Source organism: Anabaena sp. TISTR 8404 (assembly GCF_056847745.1).
On the sequence record NZ_CP180578.1, the window covers coordinates 5,561,157 to 5,580,713 of the forward strand.

19 protein-coding genes and 2 tRNA genes are annotated in these 19,557 nt (G+C 39.9%); 15 read left to right on the top strand and 6 right to left on the bottom strand.

Annotation, left to right across the window (positions count from 1 at the left end; genetic code table 11):
* Positions 1–94 precede the first annotated feature (94 nt).
* Both ACMX3D_RS24145 and ACMX3D_RS24150 read left to right on the top strand, forming a co-directional pair.
* Positions 95–1,729 (top strand): transglutaminase domain-containing protein, encoded by a 1,635-nt coding sequence (locus tag ACMX3D_RS24145; RefSeq protein ID WP_482748336.1) that lies wholly within the window; start codon positions 95–97, stop codon positions 1,727–1,729.
* Between the two features lie 595 nt (positions 1,730–2,324).
* Complete coding sequence (locus tag ACMX3D_RS24150; protein WP_482748337.1) at positions 2,325–3,707, top strand: hypothetical protein; 1,383 nt, start codon at positions 2,325–2,327, stop codon at positions 3,705–3,707.
* Positions 3,708–3,785: 78 nt separating this feature from the next.
* Here the strand turns inward: ACMX3D_RS24150 and ACMX3D_RS24155 are convergent, their stop codons facing one another.
* Positions 3,786–4,625, bottom strand: coding sequence for a PD-(D/E)XK nuclease family protein (locus ACMX3D_RS24155; RefSeq protein ID WP_482748338.1), 840 nt, complete (start codon positions 4,623–4,625; stop codon positions 3,786–3,788).
* A 156-nt stretch (positions 4,626–4,781) separates the two neighbouring features.
* On the opposite strand from ACMX3D_RS24155, the gene ACMX3D_RS24160 reads away from it, so the two are divergent.
* Both ACMX3D_RS24160 and ACMX3D_RS24165 read left to right on the top strand, forming a co-directional pair.
* The gene (locus ACMX3D_RS24160) at positions 4,782–6,209 is read left to right on the top strand and encodes a phosphoglucomutase/phosphomannomutase family protein (RefSeq protein ID WP_482748339.1); all 1,428 of its coding nucleotides are present in this window, start codon (positions 4,782–4,784) and stop codon (positions 6,207–6,209) included.
* A gap of 75 nt (positions 6,210–6,284) precedes the next feature.
* A complete protein-coding gene (locus tag ACMX3D_RS24165; RefSeq protein ID WP_482748340.1) occupies positions 6,285–6,557 on the top strand; it encodes a LapA family protein in 273 nt (90 codons plus the stop codon).
* A gap of 42 nt (positions 6,558–6,599) precedes the next feature.
* Here ACMX3D_RS24165 and ACMX3D_RS24170 read toward each other — a convergent pair whose 3' ends face one another.
* The gene (locus tag ACMX3D_RS24170) at positions 6,600–6,842 is read right to left on the bottom strand and encodes a CopG family ribbon-helix-helix protein (protein WP_482748341.1); all 243 of its coding nucleotides are present in this window, start codon (positions 6,840–6,842) and stop codon (positions 6,600–6,602) included.
* 99 nt (positions 6,843–6,941) lie between these two features.
* Between ACMX3D_RS24170 and ACMX3D_RS24175 the strand changes: the two genes are divergently transcribed.
* From ACMX3D_RS24175 to ACMX3D_RS24205, 7 genes are all read left to right on the top strand, one after another.
* Entirely contained in the window at positions 6,942–7,370 is a 429-nt protein-coding gene (locus ACMX3D_RS24175; RefSeq protein ID WP_482748342.1) for a hypothetical protein, read from the top strand.
* A gap of 12 nt (positions 7,371–7,382) precedes the next feature.
* On the top strand, positions 7,383–7,574 hold the full coding sequence (locus ACMX3D_RS24180) for a hypothetical protein (protein ID WP_482748343.1): 192 nt from the start codon (positions 7,383–7,385) through the stop codon (positions 7,572–7,574).
* A 212-nt stretch (positions 7,575–7,786) separates the two neighbouring features.
* A complete protein-coding gene (locus tag ACMX3D_RS24185; protein ID WP_482748344.1) occupies positions 7,787–8,008 on the top strand; it encodes a hypothetical protein in 222 nt (73 codons plus the stop codon).
* Positions 8,008–8,355 carry a type II toxin-antitoxin system PemK/MazF family toxin gene (locus tag ACMX3D_RS24190; protein ID WP_482748345.1) on the top strand — a complete coding sequence of 116 codons (348 nt, stop codon included), beginning with the start codon at positions 8,008–8,010 and terminating at the stop codon, positions 8,353–8,355. Before ACMX3D_RS24185 ends, ACMX3D_RS24190 begins: the two co-directional genes overlap by 1 nt.
* Before the next feature lie 164 nt (positions 8,356–8,519).
* Positions 8,520–9,902, top strand: a complete 1,383-nt coding sequence (locus ACMX3D_RS24195; RefSeq protein WP_482748346.1) for a cytochrome P450 — start codon at positions 8,520–8,522, stop codon at positions 9,900–9,902.
* Positions 9,903–9,986: 84 nt separating this feature from the next.
* Complete coding sequence (locus ACMX3D_RS24200; RefSeq protein ID WP_482748347.1) at positions 9,987–10,325, top strand: carbon dioxide-concentrating mechanism protein CcmK; 339 nt, start codon at positions 9,987–9,989, stop codon at positions 10,323–10,325.
* 225 nt (positions 10,326–10,550) lie between these two features.
* Entirely contained in the window at positions 10,551–11,714 is a 1,164-nt protein-coding gene (locus ACMX3D_RS24205) for a pyridoxal phosphate-dependent aminotransferase (protein WP_482748348.1), read from the top strand.
* A gap of 302 nt (positions 11,715–12,016) precedes the next feature.
* Here the strand turns inward: ACMX3D_RS24205 and ACMX3D_RS24210 are convergent, their stop codons facing one another.
* Positions 12,017–13,354, bottom strand: coding sequence for a MurT ligase domain-containing protein (locus ACMX3D_RS24210; protein ID WP_482748349.1), 1,338 nt, complete (start codon positions 13,352–13,354; stop codon positions 12,017–12,019).
* A gap of 254 nt (positions 13,355–13,608) precedes the next feature.
* Between ACMX3D_RS24210 and ACMX3D_RS24215 the strand changes: the two genes are divergently transcribed.
* The 4 genes from ACMX3D_RS24215 (at position 13,609) to msrA (ending at position 17,313) form a co-directional block, all read left to right on the top strand.
* Positions 13,609–14,196 (top strand): thylakoid membrane photosystem I accumulation factor, encoded by a 588-nt coding sequence (locus ACMX3D_RS24215; RefSeq protein WP_482748350.1) that lies wholly within the window; start codon positions 13,609–13,611, stop codon positions 14,194–14,196.
* Between the two features lie 170 nt (positions 14,197–14,366).
* The gene (locus ACMX3D_RS24220; RefSeq protein ID WP_482748351.1) at positions 14,367–14,975 is read left to right on the top strand and encodes a hypothetical protein; all 609 of its coding nucleotides are present in this window, start codon (positions 14,367–14,369) and stop codon (positions 14,973–14,975) included.
* Positions 14,976–15,406: 431 nt separating this feature from the next.
* Complete coding sequence (locus ACMX3D_RS24225; protein WP_482748352.1) at positions 15,407–16,537, top strand: sensor histidine kinase; 1,131 nt, start codon at positions 15,407–15,409, stop codon at positions 16,535–16,537.
* 98 nt (positions 16,538–16,635) lie between these two features.
* The gene (msrA, locus tag ACMX3D_RS24230; RefSeq protein ID WP_482748353.1) at positions 16,636–17,313 is read left to right on the top strand and encodes a peptide-methionine (S)-S-oxide reductase MsrA; all 678 of its coding nucleotides are present in this window, start codon (positions 16,636–16,638) and stop codon (positions 17,311–17,313) included.
* A gap of 2 nt (positions 17,314–17,315) precedes the next feature.
* On the opposite strand, the gene ACMX3D_RS24235 is transcribed toward msrA, so the two are convergent.
* The 3 genes from ACMX3D_RS24235 to ACMX3D_RS24245 form a co-directional block, all read right to left on the bottom strand.
* A tRNA-Thr gene (locus ACMX3D_RS24235) sits at positions 17,316–17,387 on the bottom strand.
* Between the two features lie 61 nt (positions 17,388–17,448).
* Positions 17,449–17,531, bottom strand: a tRNA-Tyr gene (locus ACMX3D_RS24240).
* A 135-nt stretch (positions 17,532–17,666) separates the two neighbouring features.
* Positions 17,667–19,487: an ABC transporter ATP-binding protein gene (locus ACMX3D_RS24245; protein WP_482748354.1), complete on the bottom strand. Its 1,821-nt coding sequence runs from the start codon at positions 19,485–19,487 to the stop codon at positions 17,667–17,669.
* Positions 19,488–19,557: the final 70 nt, after the last annotated feature.

The window sequence follows — 19,557 nt, forward strand, 5'->3', positions numbered from 1 at the left end:
AGAGGTTATAGCAAAATTAATGCTAGGCGTGCTAAACCGTTGAATATATATGCTTAAGATAAATTTTGCACTCCCTAGTTAGATTGCTAGCCAGATGTTTGGGCAAAGGACAATTCGACCGCTTACGGCTGCCTCCCTATGTGGCATTGCGTTTATTAAAGATACACTGATTGCGATTGACAGTACAAAAGGGCATCTACTAGAGATTGATCCTGAGTCTGACAATAGTAAAATTATCAATCCTCACCAAGTTAAAGAATTTAATGATGTCACTGGTTTAGCAATTTGGGAAGATACCCTCTGGGTAACTCGTGGCAATAGTGTTTATTTAGCTAAACTTGGCTCTTTAGGATTAGAGCATTTTGCTACATTACCTTATACCGCTAATGGTGTAGCTGTTTGGGACTCAACAGTTTATGTTAGCTGCCAAAAGTTAGGTTACATTTTGATTTTTGACCGCAATACGCGCAAAGAAATTACTAAATTTTATGCGCCTGGAGTCGGTGTAGAAAATTTGACAGTGACTCAAGAAACTCTGTGGATTTGCGATCGCACTGAACAAACAGTTTACTCGATGGACAGAGCCACAGGAGAAGTAAATTTTAGTGTTTTGACACCCTTTGATTCGCCTACAGGTATTGCAGTACATCAAGATGCTGAAACAGGTAAGGAAACTCTTTATGTTGCTTATGCTTCTGAGGAACCTTACATTCGGGATAATCCTAATGCTGATCCGAATCATGAGTTAACTTACCGCGATCGGACTTTCATTCATCCCCTGCATTATTATTACAACCCTGAGAAACGCTACGCCCTTTCTAATGGCTATCTCATCGAAATGTCTTATGCTGAAGAAATTTCGCCATTAGAAGAAGTATATTTGCCGGATGTTGAATGGCGCATCGCCTTACCCTCAGAAACAGAACGCCAAACCCTCAAACACGTTGAACCCATTGGTATCCCTTTTACAGAAGAACTAATTGATGGACAAAGGGTAGCAGTATTTAAATTTGATGCCCTAACTCCTGGTGAAAGGCACGTATTTGGCTGGAAAGCATTGTTAGAAGTGCGGGGAATTAAGTATCGGATTACGCCTAAAGATACGGAAGATTTGCCTGAACTCTCAGCAGAATTTCAAAGTCGTTACCTAGTAGATGACGACGATTTAGCAATGGACACGCCGATAGTTCGCAATGCTGCCCGTGATGCCATTGGCTCAGAAACCAACTTGTTACGGAAAATGTATAGTATCCGTAACTATGTTTATGATGAGTTGTCTTACGGCATTAAACCCTACATCGACACTCCAGATATAGTTTTAGAACGAGGAGTTGGTTCTTGCGGTGAGTATGTGGGCGTTTTACTGGCTTTATGCCGTTTGAATGGTATACCCTGTCGTACAGTTGGTAGATACAAATGTCCTCCTTATGGGGAACACCAAGGCGTACCATTACAACCAGATTTTAACCATGTTTGGTTGGAATTTTACATCCCAAATTTTGGCTGGTTGCCAATGGAATCGAATCCTGATGATTTGGGATATGGTGGCCCTTATCCGACTCGCTTTTTTATGGGCTTGTGTTGGTATCACATTGAAATTGGCAAGGGTATCTCTTTTGAAACTTTAACTAGTCAAGGTGTCAGACTCACAAAAGATGATATTCCCATAGGTGATTTGGCGATTAATCATATTCGCTTTACGATTCTGAAAGAATTATCACCTTTTTAATTTTTACTTCGTTAGTTGGGTCATATCCTCCAAATTTTTCATCGGAGATTTTGACCCTCTAATATCAAGTCGATAATTGTAATTCTGAAATTAAGCAACATTCACTAGTAACAGTATGGACATGGTTCTGTAGTCAGTCTACACAGCAGAACCCGTAGACACCCTCAAGACAGCTTTTCATAATTAGGATAGTCTTCACTGTATATAGTTAATACCGCCGCGTTCTCAAGGCAGCGGTTTTAAAAGGGAACAGGGAACGGGCAACAGGCAACAATCCAACACCCATACTTAAAAGTAGGGATAGAATAGGGACGCATTGAAACTCGTTGTCAGCAATCTCGTTTCAAATATTTGATTTTTTTCATTCATGAATTAAGGGGCTTGAATCCCTTTTTTCGGGGCTAATTGTTTCACTGTTTCCTATTCCCTATTCCTGCCCCGAAGGGCTGGTTAAGCCAGCATAAGATTGAGATTTATTGTCCTGAAGGTAATTAAAAATACTAGTAAATATAGAGATTAGATTTCTGGAGTTTGCACAAACGAAATCTTTATCCCATAAAATTCATCAACCCAGTTTAAAAGTGGTAACAATAACGTGAATGATTGGATAAATCGTAAATCTCAAAAAATTCCCAAACCGCAGGTTACTGGTAATCATATTCTAGTTACCAGTAAGCAATCTTATGTACCTTCATACTTGGCACAAAATTCTCAGCAGACTAATGCTGAAGAACAGCAGATATATCAACATTTGCTGCACTTAGTGCAAGTCAAATCTCCCCAGGAAATGATTCAGAGATGTCGCGCTTTATTTATTGAAGGCGCAGATTATCCTGAGCCAGAAATATTATTAATATTAGATAAAATTACGGCATCTAAAAATGCTGTACATGAGTTTCAATTTTTTCTTAATCGTTGCTGTCATATATTAATTAATCGTTGGCATATGCAGCCACAATTGCATTATGCTATTCCAGAGTTAGTAAAATTATTTGAAATTGCACCAACTAGGTCGAGAACTACAAGTTTTCGTTATCGCAATATTAGGCGGTTGCGTGAATTAATTCAAATTTTTATCGTCAGTGAACAGTACTTAACTTTACGTCGGTTTGTACAGGTAATGACGAAAACTACCGAGGAAAATATTCATCAAGAAAATCAGCCTTTAATCACTTTAATTCGTCGCTACCCTTATTTATATGAACATTGCTTGATAAGTGATGATTCTAGCTTTGAACACCAATGGCGTGTCAAGCAAATGCAAGCACAGGTACAACGACAATTTGAAGTTGATTTATCTAAATACGTCACTTATCAAGTACGTCGCACTCAGATAATCAAAAAAGCCTCAGCAGACGAAGCAGAAAGGGTTTTACGCCCTGTAAACAATCCTACATTATTAAGCGATCGCGAACTTCATGCCACTCTCCAACATTTTCTTGGTAAGGTCGAAGGTAACTACACTTACCTAGAATTAGCACAGAAATTTTTACGTTCTAGTCAACAGGCTGCTTGTTTTCGAGATTTTAAAGATGATTTGTATGAATATCTAATATCCTCAATTGCTGGAGGTTCGGGAAAACGTCAGTTGCAGCAAAAATTATCTACACAGTTAAAAAATACCCTACCACACGCTGATAAGCAAAGGTTAGACGAATTTTTAATTTTGCGCACTTGTAGTCATTTATTAAATTTTTTAATTGTCGAAAGTCATGTATCCATACAGCATTTCAATTTTATCGACTTAATTAGCAACCAGGGTACAATAATTACGACTGGATTATTGCTAAAAATTATTTTAATTTGCCGCAAAGCTAAACCGTATCTTGAAAAGAAGTTAGCAATTCTATTTCATCACTATGAATCTGCAACTACCATCAGTATTAAATGGCTAGTTCAAGTTTTAGAACAAGTAAATATTGCCGTGATTCTTTATTTTGGTGATATTGACATATCGTATTTTAAAGAAATTTGTTGATTTTGAATGAGATGTCAACAAAAAATATCCCCGACTTCCTCAAGAAGTCGGGGATATAATTGAGAACTGCCATATATTTTAAACTGGTACTACTGCGTTGGGATAAGAAGTGACAGCCGCAAAATCACAAATAGAATTAAATGGACAGAATCGGCAATGATAGCCAGGGTTGGGTGGAAAAATTTTACTGAAATTACTATTCTTTTCCTTATATTTTAGTAAATCATCTTGATGTTTATGAGCAATCGTAGCTAAATCATCTTTTAAATTTTCAAATTCATGATTGTTGATTTTAATTAAATCTGATTTTTTACCCAATTCTAAATTATAAAATGATGCTACTGCTTGCCTGCCTGGATAAAGATAACGCGCAGCTAGTAAATAAACTAATGCTTGTCTCTCGTCAAAAGTAGCTTTGCCAGTTTTAAAATCTAAAATATGTAAAGTGCGATCGCCGTCAATAAAAATGCAGTCCATAGCTGCATATAAGCGGAAACAAGAATCACCATTGCCAATGATAATTGGCTTGGGAAAACCTTCATCACCTGGCGTTAATTGCAGAATATTTTTCCCCCGCAACAACGGTGCATTTTGATATCTTTTCAAAATTTGGATGACACGCTGTTGAACTTGGTAGCTAGTATTGCTGAGTTTTAATAACTGTGCAACTTTTTCAACACCATCGGATTTGTTTAACAAATGTCTATTATGATGAAACTCATAAACGCCTTTTTGGGCGAGTATACCAATCCGCTGCGGTGCTGTAGCCCTTGTTAACAGTGCTTTAACTTGGGGTTCATGTTGACGTGCTTTAATAAACCCACGTCGCATCTGACAATGCCAGCGTTCTTGCCCGATTGCTGGGGCAATTAAAGACCAAAGGTGATAACTGGCAAATGGTCGGTCGGGGGTTGACATCGCTAACAAGCAGTGAGAAGAAATACAGTGGGGAGAAATTTGAGCATTAATACTTTGATTTGCTGCTCATAACTTCTTTTGATACTTGCGGCTACGCACGCTTTGCGGGAAGCTTCCTAATAGAGTACTGAAGATGGACGGGAGAAATAGGCAACAATGAGCGCTAGTAGCAATTCCAGCAAAATAAAATTTGGGACTGATGGATGGAGAGGAATTATTGCCGATGATTTTACTTTCCCCAACGTGCGGAAAGTAACCAGAGCGATCGCAAGTTACCTCGAAACAGCCTACTCTAAAGATAGACCAGTTCTCATTGCTTACGATACGCGGTTTTTAGCTGATCAGTTTGCCCGTACAGCCGCGCAAGTCTTAGCAGACTTGGGTTGGACGGTCAAAATTACTGACAGGGATTGCCCCACACCAGTAATTGCCTACAACGCCCGTCACTTAAATTCAGCGGGGGCGTTGATGTTTACAGCCAGCCATAACCCTGCACCATATTGTGGAATTAAATATATCCCTGATTATGCCGGGCCTGCCACTCCAGAAATCACTGATACTATTGTGGCAAATATTGAAAGTGCCTCGGATGATCTGCCTAGTAATAACCCTAGCGGGTCAATTTCAATTTTTGATCCCAAACCCGATTATTTGCAATTTATCTACACATTGCTCGATGTAGAACGCATCAAAAGCGCCCATCTAAAAGTTAAATATGATGCGCTATATTCCACATCTCGCGGTTATTTAGATGAAGTTTTGCAACAAAGTGGTACAGACTTAGAAAGTTTCCACACTTGGCGGGATGTATTATTTGGGGGCGGAATGCCAGAACCCAAAGGCGAACAACTAGAAGAGTTAGTTGAAGCAGTACGCCGCGACCAAGCTGATTTAGGTTTAGCAACAGATGGTGATAGCGATCGCTTTGGTATTGTAGATGAGCAAGGCAATGTCCTCACCCCTAACACAGTGCTGTTAGTGTTAGCAAGGCATTTAATCAAAAACAAAGGTAAAAGTGGTGCAATTGTCCGTACAGTAGCGACAACTCACCTATTAGATAATCTCGCAGCTAAATACGGTCTGCCAATTTATGAGACACCAGTAGGTTTTAAATACATTGGTGAAAAAATGCGGGAAACTACCGTACTGATTGGGGGTGAAGAATCAGGCGGTTTAAGTGTTATTGGGCATATTCCCGAAAAAGACGGTGTTTTAGCCGATATGCTAGTAGCAGAAGCGATCGCCTACGAAGGCAAACCCCTAAGTCAACTTGTCAAAGAAGCGATCGCGGAAGCCGATGGCCCCTTGTATAACAAGCGTCTTGACCTACACTTAACCGAAGCCCACAAAACCGCTGTTATCGACTCCTACACCAAAAACCCACCCTCAGAAGTTGCGGGTATTAAGGTCAAAGAAGCCGGACGGAAAGACGGTATTAAACTTTACCTCGAAGAAGGTAGCTGGGTACTATTGCGTCCTTCGGGAACAGAACCACTGGTGCGCGTTTACATGGAAACTAATACCCCTGAAAAACTCTCCCAAATCGCTCAAGTAATGGAGAGCGAAATTGCTAAGTTAGGATAAGAGTTTAAACTGCAAATGAACACAGATGAACATTGATAAATATCTGTGTTCATCTGTTTCAATTTATGTTGTTTTATGAAGACTTTTGCTAATTTGTTAATATCGGTTGTTGTGGCTGTTTGGATAGTGGCGATCGCAATTATCTCAGTCCAAAATGCCACACCAGTAGCGTTGAAGTTTTTAAGTTTCCAATCAATTCAGATCCCAGTCGGTTTAGTGCTGGCTTTTAGTGCAGCGATTGGGGTAATTGGTATAGCTGTGCTGCAACCTCTGTGGGGACTGGCTGGTTCCGGGAATAATCGGTTTGAGGAAGATGCTGAGTTTTTTGTTGATGATGAGGATTTTTGAGGATAAATTAACCACTGATAAAAGCGGATGGACGTGGATGAATTAATTTACTTTTGTGAATCTTGCAAAGGTTGCTTTTACTTCCTCATCATTAGCAAAATCTTCTGCATCAGCTTCAGCAATTCCTTTTTGAATTTCTTCAATTTGCCACTGGTACATCTCTAAATAAGCGTCTATAGCTGCATTGATTATGTAGCTGCGATTGCTATTCATCTTTGAAACAATTTCATCAAGCGCAGCCTTTTTATCCTTATCCATCTGAAATGTAATATTTTCTTTGCTCACTGCCTTGTCAGCTCAGATTGTATTGCATAGTATTGCTATTGTACTACTTTGCAATGCAACCCAATACACCATAGACAATCAGGTCAGAAAGGTTAAGTGATGGAACCAGATGATGATTTTAGTCAAAGTAAGCGACAGCAGGAAGAATACGAAGCAAAAGATAAGGCCTTTTACATTGCCATGATTAGTGCTTGGCTAAATACTAAGATTGAGCGTGATAAACAATTATTAGGATTATCAAGTACTGCTATTGGCTTGTTAGTTACTTTACTAAGGACGGTTGGTGCTTCTAACGAGCTACAAATAGCTCTTTTCTGTTTTGCTCTTATCTTTTTTTTAATTACAGTAATAGCCGTTCTTTTTATTTTAGATAGAAATGCCCTACATATTCAAGAAGTACTTAAGCAAAATAAAACTCAAGATAAAATTTTAAGATGCTTAGATTGGGTTGCTGCAATAAGTTTTATATTTGGTATACTATTAGTAGTAATTATTGGAATTGTTTCGGCTGCAACTAATTTAAATTAGAAAAACTTAAATATGAATTCAGATAAAATAATTAATGCTCAAGGCAGTCAGAATATACACAGTTGGAATGGTATTTCTGAATTGCGCCCTCAACCACCCAAAGATCCAGAGAAAAATCTTAATACTTCTAGTACTCAAAATCCTCCAATTTCCTCTGGAAGTAACGAATCTGAGAACTCAAACAACACAAGTAACAACGGTTAATGAGCGGATTTAAAATTTAATTTTTACAATTTAATTAAATTTCGGAAATGCAAAATGGGTACATACCAGAACAACATTGGAACTAAATTCTAATTAGGCATCAGATGGTTATATGAACTTATGATATAGTCGAAGACTCATAGCATACCACTGCAACATATAGGCGATCGCACAACTAGATTGTGTTTAAAATAGGTGCAGGAGATTTGATTATGTCTAATACTGCCCAAGAAATATACAGTCAAGTTGTTCGTAACTTGCCGCCAACTGAAAGGCTGCGTTTAGCGAACCTAATTTTAAATGATTTAGTTCAGCAAAATCTATCGATTATCGACGACAGTGATACTTGGACTGAGGAAGATCAGCTAGATTTAGTATCTTTCTCCTTACAAAATACTGCTTCCTTCTTTGATGATGGTGAGGAGATAGTTTAGTGACATTAAATCCTGGTGATGTAGTTACAGTTGATTTTCCAGGTGTCACTGGTGTTAAGCGTCGTCCTGCTGTGGTTCTTTCATCAGCTACTTATCACACAATACGTCCCGATGTGATTATCGGACTAATCACTACTCAGACTACCTCACTGGGAATTACTGACTATGCACTTCAGGACTGGTCATTAGCAGGATTACGCGTTGCTTCTATTTTTCGTAGTTTTATTGTCACTTTACCACCCTCTGCTAATTTAGTTTTAATTGGTCACTTGTCAGAACGTGATTGGAAAGGTGTTCGTACTTGTGTAAAAATAGCTCTCGCTGAGTTAGATGATTCTTCGTTGTAGCATCCATAATAATAATTCTGCGATCGCACTCATCATACTTCACTGCAACAGAAAGGCGATCGCACAATTAGGTCTCATGAAAATCAGCCAGAGTAAACGCTACACTGCATAGTAAGCACAGGTAGATAACCTGTTTTGAGACCAATTTTGGCATCAAAAATCAAATGCAGTTACCTAATCCTATTAAAAAACCCTCTTTATTCCAGAAGCTACAGTGGGTAATTGACCCTGTAGGATATATGGAAAGTGCAGCCCGCCAATATCCGGACATTTTTACTGCCAGTATAATTGGTTTTGGCGATGAATTAGTATTTGTGACTGAACCACAGGCAATTCAAGAAGTTTTAACCAACGATCGCAAAAAATTTGCGGCTTTAGGTGAGGAAAATCGGATTATGCGCCCCATAGTTGGGGACTATTCTATTTTTATGTTAGATGGCGATCGCCACAGAAAGCGGCGACAGTTAGTTATGCCTTCTTTTCATGGTGAAAGGATGCGGAACTATGGTGAACTAATTTGCAATTTAACGGAAAAAGTCTTTAACAACTTACCCATAAATCAGACATTTTCTGCGCGTCAGATGACCCAGGAAATTTCTATGCAAGTTATCTTACAGGTAGTGTTTGGTGTTTATGAAGGCGAACGCAGTCAACAATTTAAGCAACTACTACTCAAGTTAGCAGATCTATTTCGTTCGCCATTAACTTCTAGCTTTCTATTTTTCCCCTCCCTGCAACAAGATTTAGGAAGTTGGAGTCCTTGGGGCAAATTCTTACGAGATCAGCAGCAAATTGATCAATTAATTTACGCTGAAATTGCCGAACGCCGCGCCGAAAATAATCCCAATCGAATTGATATTCTCTCTCTATTAATGTCATCTCAGGATGAAGCAGGTAACTCAATGAGTGATCAAGAGTTGCGTGATGAACTGCTCACCTTATTATTAGCAGGATATGAAACTACAGCCACAGCAATGGCTTGGGGTTTATATCTAATTCACCAACAACCGGAAGTCAAAGAGAAATTGCTGCAAGAATTGGATAGCCTTGGTGAATCACCAGATCCTATGAGTGTGTTTCGCTTGCCATATCTCACGGCTGTCTGTAACGAAACCTTGCGAGTTCGCCCCGTTACGATGTTGACGTTTCCCAGAGTAGTACAAGAACCTGTGGAACTACTGGGATATCATTTAGAACCGGGTACAGCTGTTGTTGGTTGTATGTATCTCACTCACCAACGAGAGGATTTGTATCCAGAACCAAAACAGTTCAAGCCAGAACGTTTTCTGGAACGCCAATTTTCTCCTTATGAATTTATGCCTTTTGGTGGTGGGGTGCGTCGCTGTTTGGGTGAAGCTTTGGCTGTCTTTGAAATGAAACTAGTATTAGCCACGATTTTGTCAAAATATCAACTTGCGTTGGCTGATAATCAACCAGAAGTAGCCCGCCGTCGAGGTGTTACCTTAGCACCTAGCCGTGGTGTCAAGATGATCAAGATTGGACAACGTGCGCGTCAAAAAGTTCCAACTAGTCTAGTAAATGCTTGAACAAATGTAGAGATGTAGCAATGCTACGTCTCTACCTTAATAAAGGAGAATAATATTACTACAATCTCACATTCTGTTAGCAGCATGACACTGGCACTAGGCATGATTGAAGTTTATGGCGTTCCTACAGCAATAGAAGTGGGAGACGCAATGTGCAAAGCTGCCCGCATCACGCTTGTTGGTTACGAAAATACTGATTTAGGACGAATTACTGTACTCATTCGGGGAGAAGTGGGTGAGGTAAATGTAGCTGTAGCCGCAGGGATAAAGGCAATACAGCGAGTTAATGGCGGTGAGTTACTTTCCCATCACACGATTCCGCGTCCCCATGAAAATTTAGAATATGTGTTACCAATTCATCGCAGCAGCAATGTGGCGCAATTCAATGCAGATATTCGCTTCCCTCCGCCTTTATCAGCTTAACGTGAATTCGACAGACCTCTCCCTCCCAACCTCCCTCTCCTAAAAGGCGAGGGAGGAGCAAGAAAAAACCAAGGTTTTACTCCCCTCTCCTCGTAGGAGAGGGGCTGGGGGTGAGGTTAAAAAAGCACTCATCGAACTCACTTCAGCTTAGGAGAGAGGCGGAGGCAGAAGAAGATTAGAGAATTGGGCGATGAGGATTAACAAATGAATATTGACTATTGACAAATGACCAATTTAATTTCTCGGATGCAGGCGGTACAGTCGCCGATAATTCCTGTGGTTGGGGAACTAATTCAAAATTCTCCGGGAACCATTTCTCTGGGACAAGGTGTGGTTTCCTACAGTCCGCCATCAGAAGCTATTGAACTTTTACCGAAGTTTTTGGCTGAATCAACAAATCATCTCTACAAAGCAGTTGAGGGAATTCCCCCTTTATTAACAGCACTGACAGCAAAACTGTCAGCTTTCAACGGTATTGAAATTAATGATGACAACTGCATTGTTGTGACAGCCGGAAGCAATATGGCGTTTATGAACGCTATTTTGGCAATTACTTCTCCTGGTGATGAAATTATTCTGAATACGCCTTACTATTTCAACCATGAAATGGCTATTACAATGGCGGGTTGTCGTCCGGTGTTGGTAGAAACGGATGAAAATTACCAACTGCGTCCAGAAGCATTAGCCGCAGCAATTACACCTCGCACAAAGGCAATTGTCACAATTTCCCCTAATAATCCCACAGGTGTTGTTTATTCTGAAACTGCTTTACGGCAAGTCAATCAAATTTGTCGCGATCGCCATATCTACCATATCAGCGATGAAGCTTACGAATACTTTACCTACAACGATGTCAAACACTTTTCGCCAGGGGCATTTGCTGGCAGTAGCAATCATACAATTTCGCTATATAGCCTTTCTAAAGCTTATGGTTTTGCAAGTTGGCGCATTGGCTATATGGTAATTCCCAAGCATTTACTTGTGGCTGTCAAAAAAGTTCAAGATACTATTTTGATTTGTCCGCCTGTAGTTTCCCAGTATGCAGCTTTAGGTGCATTGCAGGCAAAAGATGAGTATTTAAAGGAAAATATTGGGGCGATCGCTAAAGTACGCCAGTTAGTGATAGACTCGCTGAACCATCTCCAAGGTTTATGTACTATTGCTCAAGCTGATGGTGCTTTTTATTTCTTTCTCAAAGTACATACGCAAATGGATGCTTTTGAGTTGGTGAAAAGATTAATTCAAGAACACAAAGTTGCGGTGATTCCTGGTACAACCTTTGGAATGCAAAACGGTTGCTATTTGCGCGTTGCTTATGGTGCGCTACAAGAAAATACAGCCAAAGCAGGGATAGAAAGATTAGTTAATGGTTTGCAGAATATTATTTAGATCAGAATAATTAGCCGCAGATGTAGACGCGTAGCTGCTTCCCGTATGGTACGCAGATCAACGCCGATAAATCAAGATTTTTATTCATAAAATAACCGCTTGATTACTTACTAAAATCAAAAAACCCCACCCCGTGAAAGCTACGCTTTGTCTCCTGACAGGTGTAGGTTTTTTAAGTTCTGCCCCAAAAACATTGATTTGGGGTGTAGGGGTGATAGAACTCTAATTAACTCGTGATTTTTAGAGTCATTACTCATCCAATTATTAAAAACCTACACTTGTAAGGACTCCCCACTTTCTAATTAAAGGATTTTCCGACCAGTTAAAACTTCACGCACTTCTAACATGGCGGAATAGGTAGGTAGAATGTGCAAGGTTTCGTTGTCTGGGGTATGATTTAGGGCAGTTGCGATCGCTTGGCGTAAATCTTCTTCGACAATTAAGTTTAGTTTACTTTCCAGAGACTTTTCGCTATAGCGGAGACGTAATGCCATATCATAGACGCGATCGCCACTAACTACGATAGTTCCGCCGCGTTCGACTAATTTTTCCGTATCAACATCCCAAATCCAGGATACATCAGTACCATCGGGAGTGCGATCGTTCAACACCATTAGTGTTGTTTTATCGGTACTTTGATTTACTACCCGAATAGTTTCGTTTGTCCCTACAGGATTTTTTGATAATAAAATTCTGACTTTTTTACCATCAATTACTAAATCTTCCGCCCGACCAAAAGCAGCTTGGAAGTTATTAATAGTATCTCTAATTGTTGCTTCATCAACACCCAGTTCAATAGCAGCAGTGGCAGCAGCTAAAGTATTATATTTGTTGTACAAACCAACAAGAATTTGTCCCCATTCACTGCTTTCTAAGCTTGGTTTACTCTTACTAAAACCACAACTCGGACAAGTAAAATCTCCCAGGTGGGACAAGTAAACACCTTTGTAATCTAAAGAATGTCCACAACTAGGACAATAAATAGAATCAACAGCGTGTTGAATGGCTTCGAGATACTGTTCTGGTTCATTCAAGCCAAAGAATAACACCCGTTGGGGTAACTGCTGACCGAGGTGAGATAACGTCGGGTCATCAGCATTGGGAATTACTACCGTTGACTCTGGGAGTGTAGAAATCACCTTTGTCCAGCGCTTACTGATGGTGTCTACTTCGCCGTATCGGTCGAGTTGGTCGCGGAACAAGTTTAAACAAAGGATAATTCGCGGTTGGAGTGGCGTTAATACCTTCGGTACGATATTCTCGTCTACTTCTAGAATGGCGTAGTCAGCATTCAGCGTACCCACCAAGTTAGTGTTTTCTAGTAATGCTGTCATCAAGCCATTTTCGAGATTTGCACCTGTGGAGTTGTGCGCAATGCGGTAACCTTTACGCTCAAGAATTGTTTTTAACAGCAGCGATGTGGTAGTTTTGCCATTCGTCCCAGCAATGAGAATTACGCCATTTTTTACCTGCTGACTTAATAATTGCAAAAGTCGAGGTTCAATTCGACGCGCAATTGACCCTGGTAATACACTAGCAGCACCTAAACGCAGCGATCGCACCATAAAAGTTACAGTTTTTGCCGCCGATACCGCAAAGCCGAGTCGCAGTCTATCTATCAATTTGATTTTCTTTCCCACATCCGTACCCTAATCTTCTGGTAGTCAATAGTCAATGGTCAATGGTCAATAGTCAATGGTCAATGGTCATTAATTTTTTCCTCATCTCCCCACTCCCGGTTGGTGAGCGGAGCCGAACCACCACTCCCTACTCCCCACAGATACCTATAGGCGTTATCTTAAAAAATAGTGCATGGGTGTAATTACATATCCAGCTTAGTTTGCCGAATTCAGCACAAACATACGACAAATCGTAGCTTGCAAGGTTCCTTTTGATGAAGATTACAAAGTTGATTTTTTTACAAAAAAGCATGGCTGACTGGCGACGGTTGGTATCCAAATGCCTGTTGTTGCTTGTTTGTCTACTGATGCTCAGTATAAAACCTGCTTTTGCTGGTATTAATGATGATATTTACGATGGCAATATGTTTGTCGTTTATGCTGGCAATGGTTCCTTGGTGCCACCAAGACAAACACTAGCACAGACTTTAGCAGAACATAAACCTGCATTTTTGGCATTTTATGTTGATGACAGCAGCGATTGCAAAAAATATGCCATTGTGATTTCTCAGGTACAGGCATTCTACGGTCGAGCAGCAGAAATCATCCCTGTTGATATCGATACAATTCCATTCAAAGAGAAATACGATCCTACAGAACCAGGCTACTACTACACTGGTGCTGTACCTCAAGTTGTCGTATTTAACCAGTCAGGTGAAGCAGTCTTAAACAAAAAAGGTCAAGTACCTTTTGAGGAAATAGACGATAAATTCAGAGAAGTGTTTGATTTATTACCACGCTCAGAGTCAGTGGAATTAAAGCGGCGTTCTTTTAACGAATTTAGTAGTGAATTAGCGAAATAACTGCCAGGGTAGACTGAGATGGTCTACCCTAATTTTTAGTACTGTCGGCTACTGCACCACCCATCATGCAAAGGATAATGTTTAAATAATCTGTTTTCCCAACTGCGGAAATTAATAGTCAAAAGATTAAAACTCTTGACTATTGACCATTGACCATTGACTAATAACTAATGTCAAAAGTTTACACTACCGAAGAGCTAATCCAAATTTTGGCAGCAGAACGCCAAGCTTGTCTTAAGGGAGAGCGTCTGAAGTTAGAAGTAACAGTCTCTGGCAATCCTGTAATAGACCAGTTCATCAGAACCGATGGGTTACAAAAGTTCACTGCCTATCAAGATTTTAAAGCGGCTATTCACGATTATCAACGAGAACATCAAGTTTCTGGTATTGTCTGGCGCGAAATGACAGTTAAAGGCAAAAGCTTGCATTATCCAGAAGTAGATAACCAATTAGTAGCCCTTACGAGCGACATGGCAATATTACAGTCTGCCAAAAATTCTATATTGAATTTTTGGTATGAAGTCACTATGGGTATGGACTTATATTTAAGTTTTAATAACAGTAAGCAACATCAACCAATTACCACATCTGATGTTGAAAGAATTGCTCACAGAACTGAATGGGCAAGTTTATGGAAGTGGGAAAATCCTAACTTTTTAGAGTTGATTTTACAACTAGGATGGGGTAATCCAGAAGAAGCTAGTTATAAAAGAGGTAGACCGCACTCTGGTAGTGAATATATTCATGCAGTCAATCCAGGAAATTTACCTATTGGTTAAGTAATATAACCGCCTTCAAGTATGAACAGTTAGATCCCCGACTTCTCAAAGAAGTCGGGGATCTGAACTTATCAAATCAAAAATAGCCTTGCCTTTGAGTGAAACAGTGAATTGGTATGACTTACTAAAGAAGAGAAGATTGCCATCCAAGTTGATCCTTGATAAATACTTGATAATGTAGTTCTTAAATTATTTTCAGCAAAAGCTTTAACTATATTCAGGAAAAACTCATTTTTCTGAAGTTTACCCCTATTAAAGTTAAATTATATGAAGCGTTGATTGTAGATTGTTTGAGCCATAAACAATCAACTCAATCATCACTATTTGTTGAATTTTCTGGCTATCTGATATTTTTTTAGCCAACTATTAGTGTTTTTTGATGATAACTATTAAGCTGATAATCATGAAATGTATATAAATGAGATATTCCAATGAAGTTTTCAGAAAATTTTCAAATAAAACTAGTCAAATTTTTGCCAGCAAGAATTGACCCTGCTTCACTATATTTCCGCCTAACTGTTGGCATCATTATTATCGTTACGCTCGGACTAAGTAGCTTTACAATTTGGGCTGGTTGGGAAATAAAACAATGTCTGATTATGGCTCATCAACATTATGGTATTGCTGATGAGTCTCAACTGTTGACAGTGATTCAAAGTTGGGGAGTTATGAGCATTTTTTCACTAATTACTACAACAGTTTTCACCACTTTATTTATTAAGCGATCGCTCTTACCATTGCAACAGATGAATCAGTGGGCAGAAACCTGCACTGCGGAACTGATTCCTCACCAGCTAGGGTTAAATCAAACACCAAGCGAAATTCAGGTGTTAGCCCAGACATGGATTGAATTTTTAACCAGACTTTCCGAAGCTAAAGAACAGCAGCGACAATTAATCAGCGATTTAGCGCACGAATTACGCACACCCCTCAGCATGGTTTATGGATATCTGCAAAGAAGTTTACAACGTAGTCATAATTTAGCAGATTACCAAAAAGAAACTCTGGCAATGGCTGTTTCGGATGCTGAAAGAATGAATCACATCCTACAAGACTTACTAGATTTAGCACGGGCAGATAACAGTACAATCACTTGGCAAGCTGAACCACTATTACTCAATGATTTAGTGACCACCATAGCCCAGATAACAGAAAAATTTCATCATCGGGCAATTCAGCTAGAAATCCCACCTTTTCCTATTGAAGTCAAGGCAGAACGTAACCAGCTAATGCAGATATTAAACCATTTGATTAGCAATGCAGTTCAATATTCCAATGCTAGTCAGCCAGTTACTTTGCAGTTAACTCAGGCTGATGGTTGGGCAATAATTACAGTCAGTGACAAGGGATGTGGTATTCCCTTGTTAGAACAGTCCCGCATTTTTGAACCCTTTTATCGCATAGATTCATCTCGTACCCGTTCCACAGGAGGCACAGGTATGGGTTTATGTATCGTTAAACGCCTTGTGGAGTGCATTGGCGGTAAAGTCGAACTGCGGTCAGAATTTGGGAATGGTAGTACTTTTATTCTGAAATTACCTGGATTAAAAGCCAAAGTCTAAAGGTTTTTATCACTGAGTTGGATTTAAAGATAGCGATCGCTATCTTATGACAAAAAGACTAAATCAATCATATTTTATGTAAAGGAGTTCACACCGTTATGTCAAATAGCAACTTTACTCTCTCTCGCAACCTAGTACGCAACTTGTCTATAATTTCGCTGACTTTTTTACTTCTGTACGGCACATCTCGTGTGATATTTCCCACCCCCGCCAGTGAGATTTCAACCACCACACCCCAAACCAAACAGGTAGCTGTTTTCGGTGGTGGCTGCTTTTGGGGAATGGAAGCAGTTTTTGAGCATCTCAAAGGTGTTTCTGATGTTGTTTCCGGCTTTTCCGGTGGTAGTGCTAAAACCGCAGACTACACACTAGTCAGTTCTGGATTCACTAATCACGCGGAAACAGTAAAAATTACTTATGATCCATCACAGATATCATACGAACAACTGCTAAAAGTCTATTTTTTAGTAGCCCATGATCCAACACAGTTAAATCGTCAAGGGCCTGACTCAGGTAAGCAATATCGTTCAGTGATATTTTTTGCTAACGAAGCGCAGAAACAAGAAGCACAAAAATATATTGATCAACTCAATCAAGCAAAAATTTTCAACAAGCCGATTGTCACTGAACTGAGTCCCTTAAAAGGTTTCTATCAAGCTGAGGAATACCATCAAAATTATATTGTACGTAATCCAGACAGCCCTTATATTGTAGTAAATGACTTGCCAAAGCTCGCTAAACTTCAAGCCACGTTTCCTGAAATGCATAATAAATAAAAAGCCCGTGACGAGGATTGAACTCGTGACCTCACCCTTACCAAGGGTGTGCTCTACCACTGAGCCACACGGGCAAAACTTTGTGCTAATTCTAGATTTTGAACTTTAAGCAAATTCAAAATCTAGAATTTAAGGTGGGCCGGGCTGGATTTGAACCAGCGTAGGCGCAAACCAACGGATTTACAGTCCGTCTCCATTAACCACTCGGACACCGACCCTTACGTCCCACGATTTACTATATTAGCAGCAGATTTGAGACATGGCAAGGTGAGGAAGAAAAATTTTAGTAAGTTCGTAGTAAGGACTTTACTCCTGAATGTTTCTCAGCGTGAAAGTGCTTACTACAAACCGATCTAATCTAGAAGTTCGCCGGTTGCTTGCAAAGAGTGTAAGCGTTGGTAAATACCTTCAGAGCGCAACAGTTCTTCGTGGTTACCAACTTCGACTATTCTGCCTTGTTCTAACACTACAATTTTGTCAGCTTCGCGGACTGTACTCAGACGGTGAGCAATCACAATGGTGGTACAAGTTCCTTGAATTGATCGCATCGCCAATTGAATGGAACGTTCTGACTCATAATCTAAGCTGGAGGTAGCTTCGTCAAAAATCAGCACATCTGGTTTGACTAACAACGCCCTAGCAATTCCAAGGCGCTGTCTTTGTCCGCCAGATAGCCTTACGCCCCGTTCACCTACAACGGTGTAATAGCCTTGAGGTAACAGCTGTACTACCTCATCAACTCTGGCAATCTTACAGGCTTCTTCAACCTCTTCAAAAGTAGCGCTTGGTCTACCGTATGTCAGGTTATCTAAGACTGTTCCGTTGAATATGTCTACTTCTTGGTGAACGATCGCCAATCTTCTTCTATACTTACCTACATCCAAAGTACGAATATCTTGGCCATCAATGAGAATTTGACCTTCTTGAGGTTCAAAATACCGCAATAGCAGTTTCACTAAAGTCGATTTACCAGAACCAGAACGTCCTACCAAAGCAACTGTTTGGTAAGGTTCAATCAACAAGTTGATATCGTGTAATACTCGTCGGTTGGTATCATATCCAAAACTGACTTGAGAGAACTGTAATTTCCCAGTGAATCTATAGGGTGAATCTGCTTCGGTTTGTGTGTCTAATAAACTAGCTGCATCTGGCCCAGTTGGTTCTTGGAGAAATTCGTGAAAACGCAGCATTGAAGAATAACGCCGCGCAAAAATTTCTGCTAAGGTGCTAATTGGTTCTAATTCGGCATAAGCCATGCTGGAAAGTGTCAAGGTCATAACAAAATGACCGAGGGAAATTCGTCCATCTACTGTGGCTGCTAAAGTTAAACCCAAAATCATAAACACACAAAACTGAATAACGCTTCTCTGCCAAGTAGCCAGTTTTACGTAACCTTTGTGGATGCGATAATCAATTACTGTCAATTCACGTTGCAAACGCAGATTTTGGCGTTTAAGTTCTTGGGCTTCTGTTGCAAATGCTTTGACAGTTTTGATATTGGTGATGATCTCTGATGTACGGCTTTCTGTATCTTCTGTGTATTTATCTAGACGGCTTTCATGCCAAATCAGTCGTTGTAAATCCTTTAAGCTAAAACCAAGGATAAGTACAAAAGAAATCAAATATAAAATCGCAATTCGCCACTCAATCAACAAAATAAATACAAAGATTCCCACTACACGCAATAGTTTGGGAATCAACTGTCCAGCAATTTCGGGATAAGTCCAAGTGTGGTTTGCTATGCCTCTAGCTACTCTGCCGGCAATGCGTCCGGGGTTATTTACATCATAAAATTCTAGGGGGAGAGTGAGAATTTTTTCTATGGCTGTTTGACTTTTAGCGCGACGCAATCTTAAGGCAATATCCCAGTGAAACCAATGAGTTAACCAAGGTTGTGTAGGCGCTCTCACAACGGTAACAATAAAAATTAAACCCAGTAATACACCTAAAGATAGTTGTTTACTAACTGGGTAATCGATAACTTCTGAGACTGATGCGATCGCACTTTGCAGAGGTTTATCTAACGGTTGGTTAGACAAAATATTTAAAATCTGCCCAATCGCATAGGGGACAACCAAATCAATAATTTCGTAAACGCTCGATGCTGTAATACTAAAAACGCTCAGTTTCCAGTCGGAACGATAATAATTGAGAATATCTCGAAATTTTGCCATGATCTATTCTGTTCAAGAGCGCGAGCTTGAGCTTGGAACTTTATACTACAAAATGTATTACAAAATAGTC

What these genes read in the sequence shown, in the direction of transcription:
- ACMX3D_RS24165 (WP_482748340.1), top strand. Translation starts at nt 6,285, where the DNA reads ATGAAGACTTTTGCTAATTTGTTAATATCGGTTGTTGTGGCTGTTTGG.
- ACMX3D_RS24245 (WP_482748354.1), bottom strand. Translation starts at nt 19,487, where the DNA reads ATGGCAAAATTTCGAGATATTCTCAATTATTATCGTTCCGACTGGAAA.
- ACMX3D_RS24215 (WP_482748350.1), top strand. Translation starts at nt 13,609, where the DNA reads ATGAAGATTACAAAGTTGATTTTTTTACAAAAAAGCATGGCTGACTGG.
- ACMX3D_RS24195 (WP_482748346.1), top strand. Translation starts at nt 8,520, where the DNA reads ATGCAGTTACCTAATCCTATTAAAAAACCCTCTTTATTCCAGAAGCTA.
- ACMX3D_RS24145 (WP_482748336.1), top strand. Translation starts at nt 95, where the DNA reads ATGTTTGGGCAAAGGACAATTCGACCGCTTACGGCTGCCTCCCTATGT.
- ACMX3D_RS24185 (WP_482748344.1), top strand. Translation starts at nt 7,787, where the DNA reads ATGTCTAATACTGCCCAAGAAATATACAGTCAAGTTGTTCGTAACTTG.
- ACMX3D_RS24220 (WP_482748351.1), top strand. Translation starts at nt 14,367, where the DNA reads ATGTCAAAAGTTTACACTACCGAAGAGCTAATCCAAATTTTGGCAGCA.
- msrA (WP_482748353.1), top strand. Translation starts at nt 16,636, where the DNA reads ATGTCAAATAGCAACTTTACTCTCTCTCGCAACCTAGTACGCAACTTG.
- ACMX3D_RS24175 (WP_482748342.1), top strand. Translation starts at nt 6,942, where the DNA reads ATGGAACCAGATGATGATTTTAGTCAAAGTAAGCGACAGCAGGAAGAA.
- ACMX3D_RS24160 (WP_482748339.1), top strand. Translation starts at nt 4,782, where the DNA reads ATGAGCGCTAGTAGCAATTCCAGCAAAATAAAATTTGGGACTGATGGA.
- ACMX3D_RS24225 (WP_482748352.1), top strand. Translation starts at nt 15,407, where the DNA reads ATGAAGTTTTCAGAAAATTTTCAAATAAAACTAGTCAAATTTTTGCCA.
- ACMX3D_RS24205 (WP_482748348.1), top strand. Translation starts at nt 10,551, where the DNA reads ATGACCAATTTAATTTCTCGGATGCAGGCGGTACAGTCGCCGATAATT.
- ACMX3D_RS24200 (WP_482748347.1), top strand. Translation starts at nt 9,987, where the DNA reads ATGACACTGGCACTAGGCATGATTGAAGTTTATGGCGTTCCTACAGCA.
- ACMX3D_RS24180 (WP_482748343.1), top strand. Translation starts at nt 7,383, where the DNA reads ATGAATTCAGATAAAATAATTAATGCTCAAGGCAGTCAGAATATACAC.
- ACMX3D_RS24155 (WP_482748338.1), bottom strand. Translation starts at nt 4,625, where the DNA reads ATGTCAACCCCCGACCGACCATTTGCCAGTTATCACCTTTGGTCTTTA.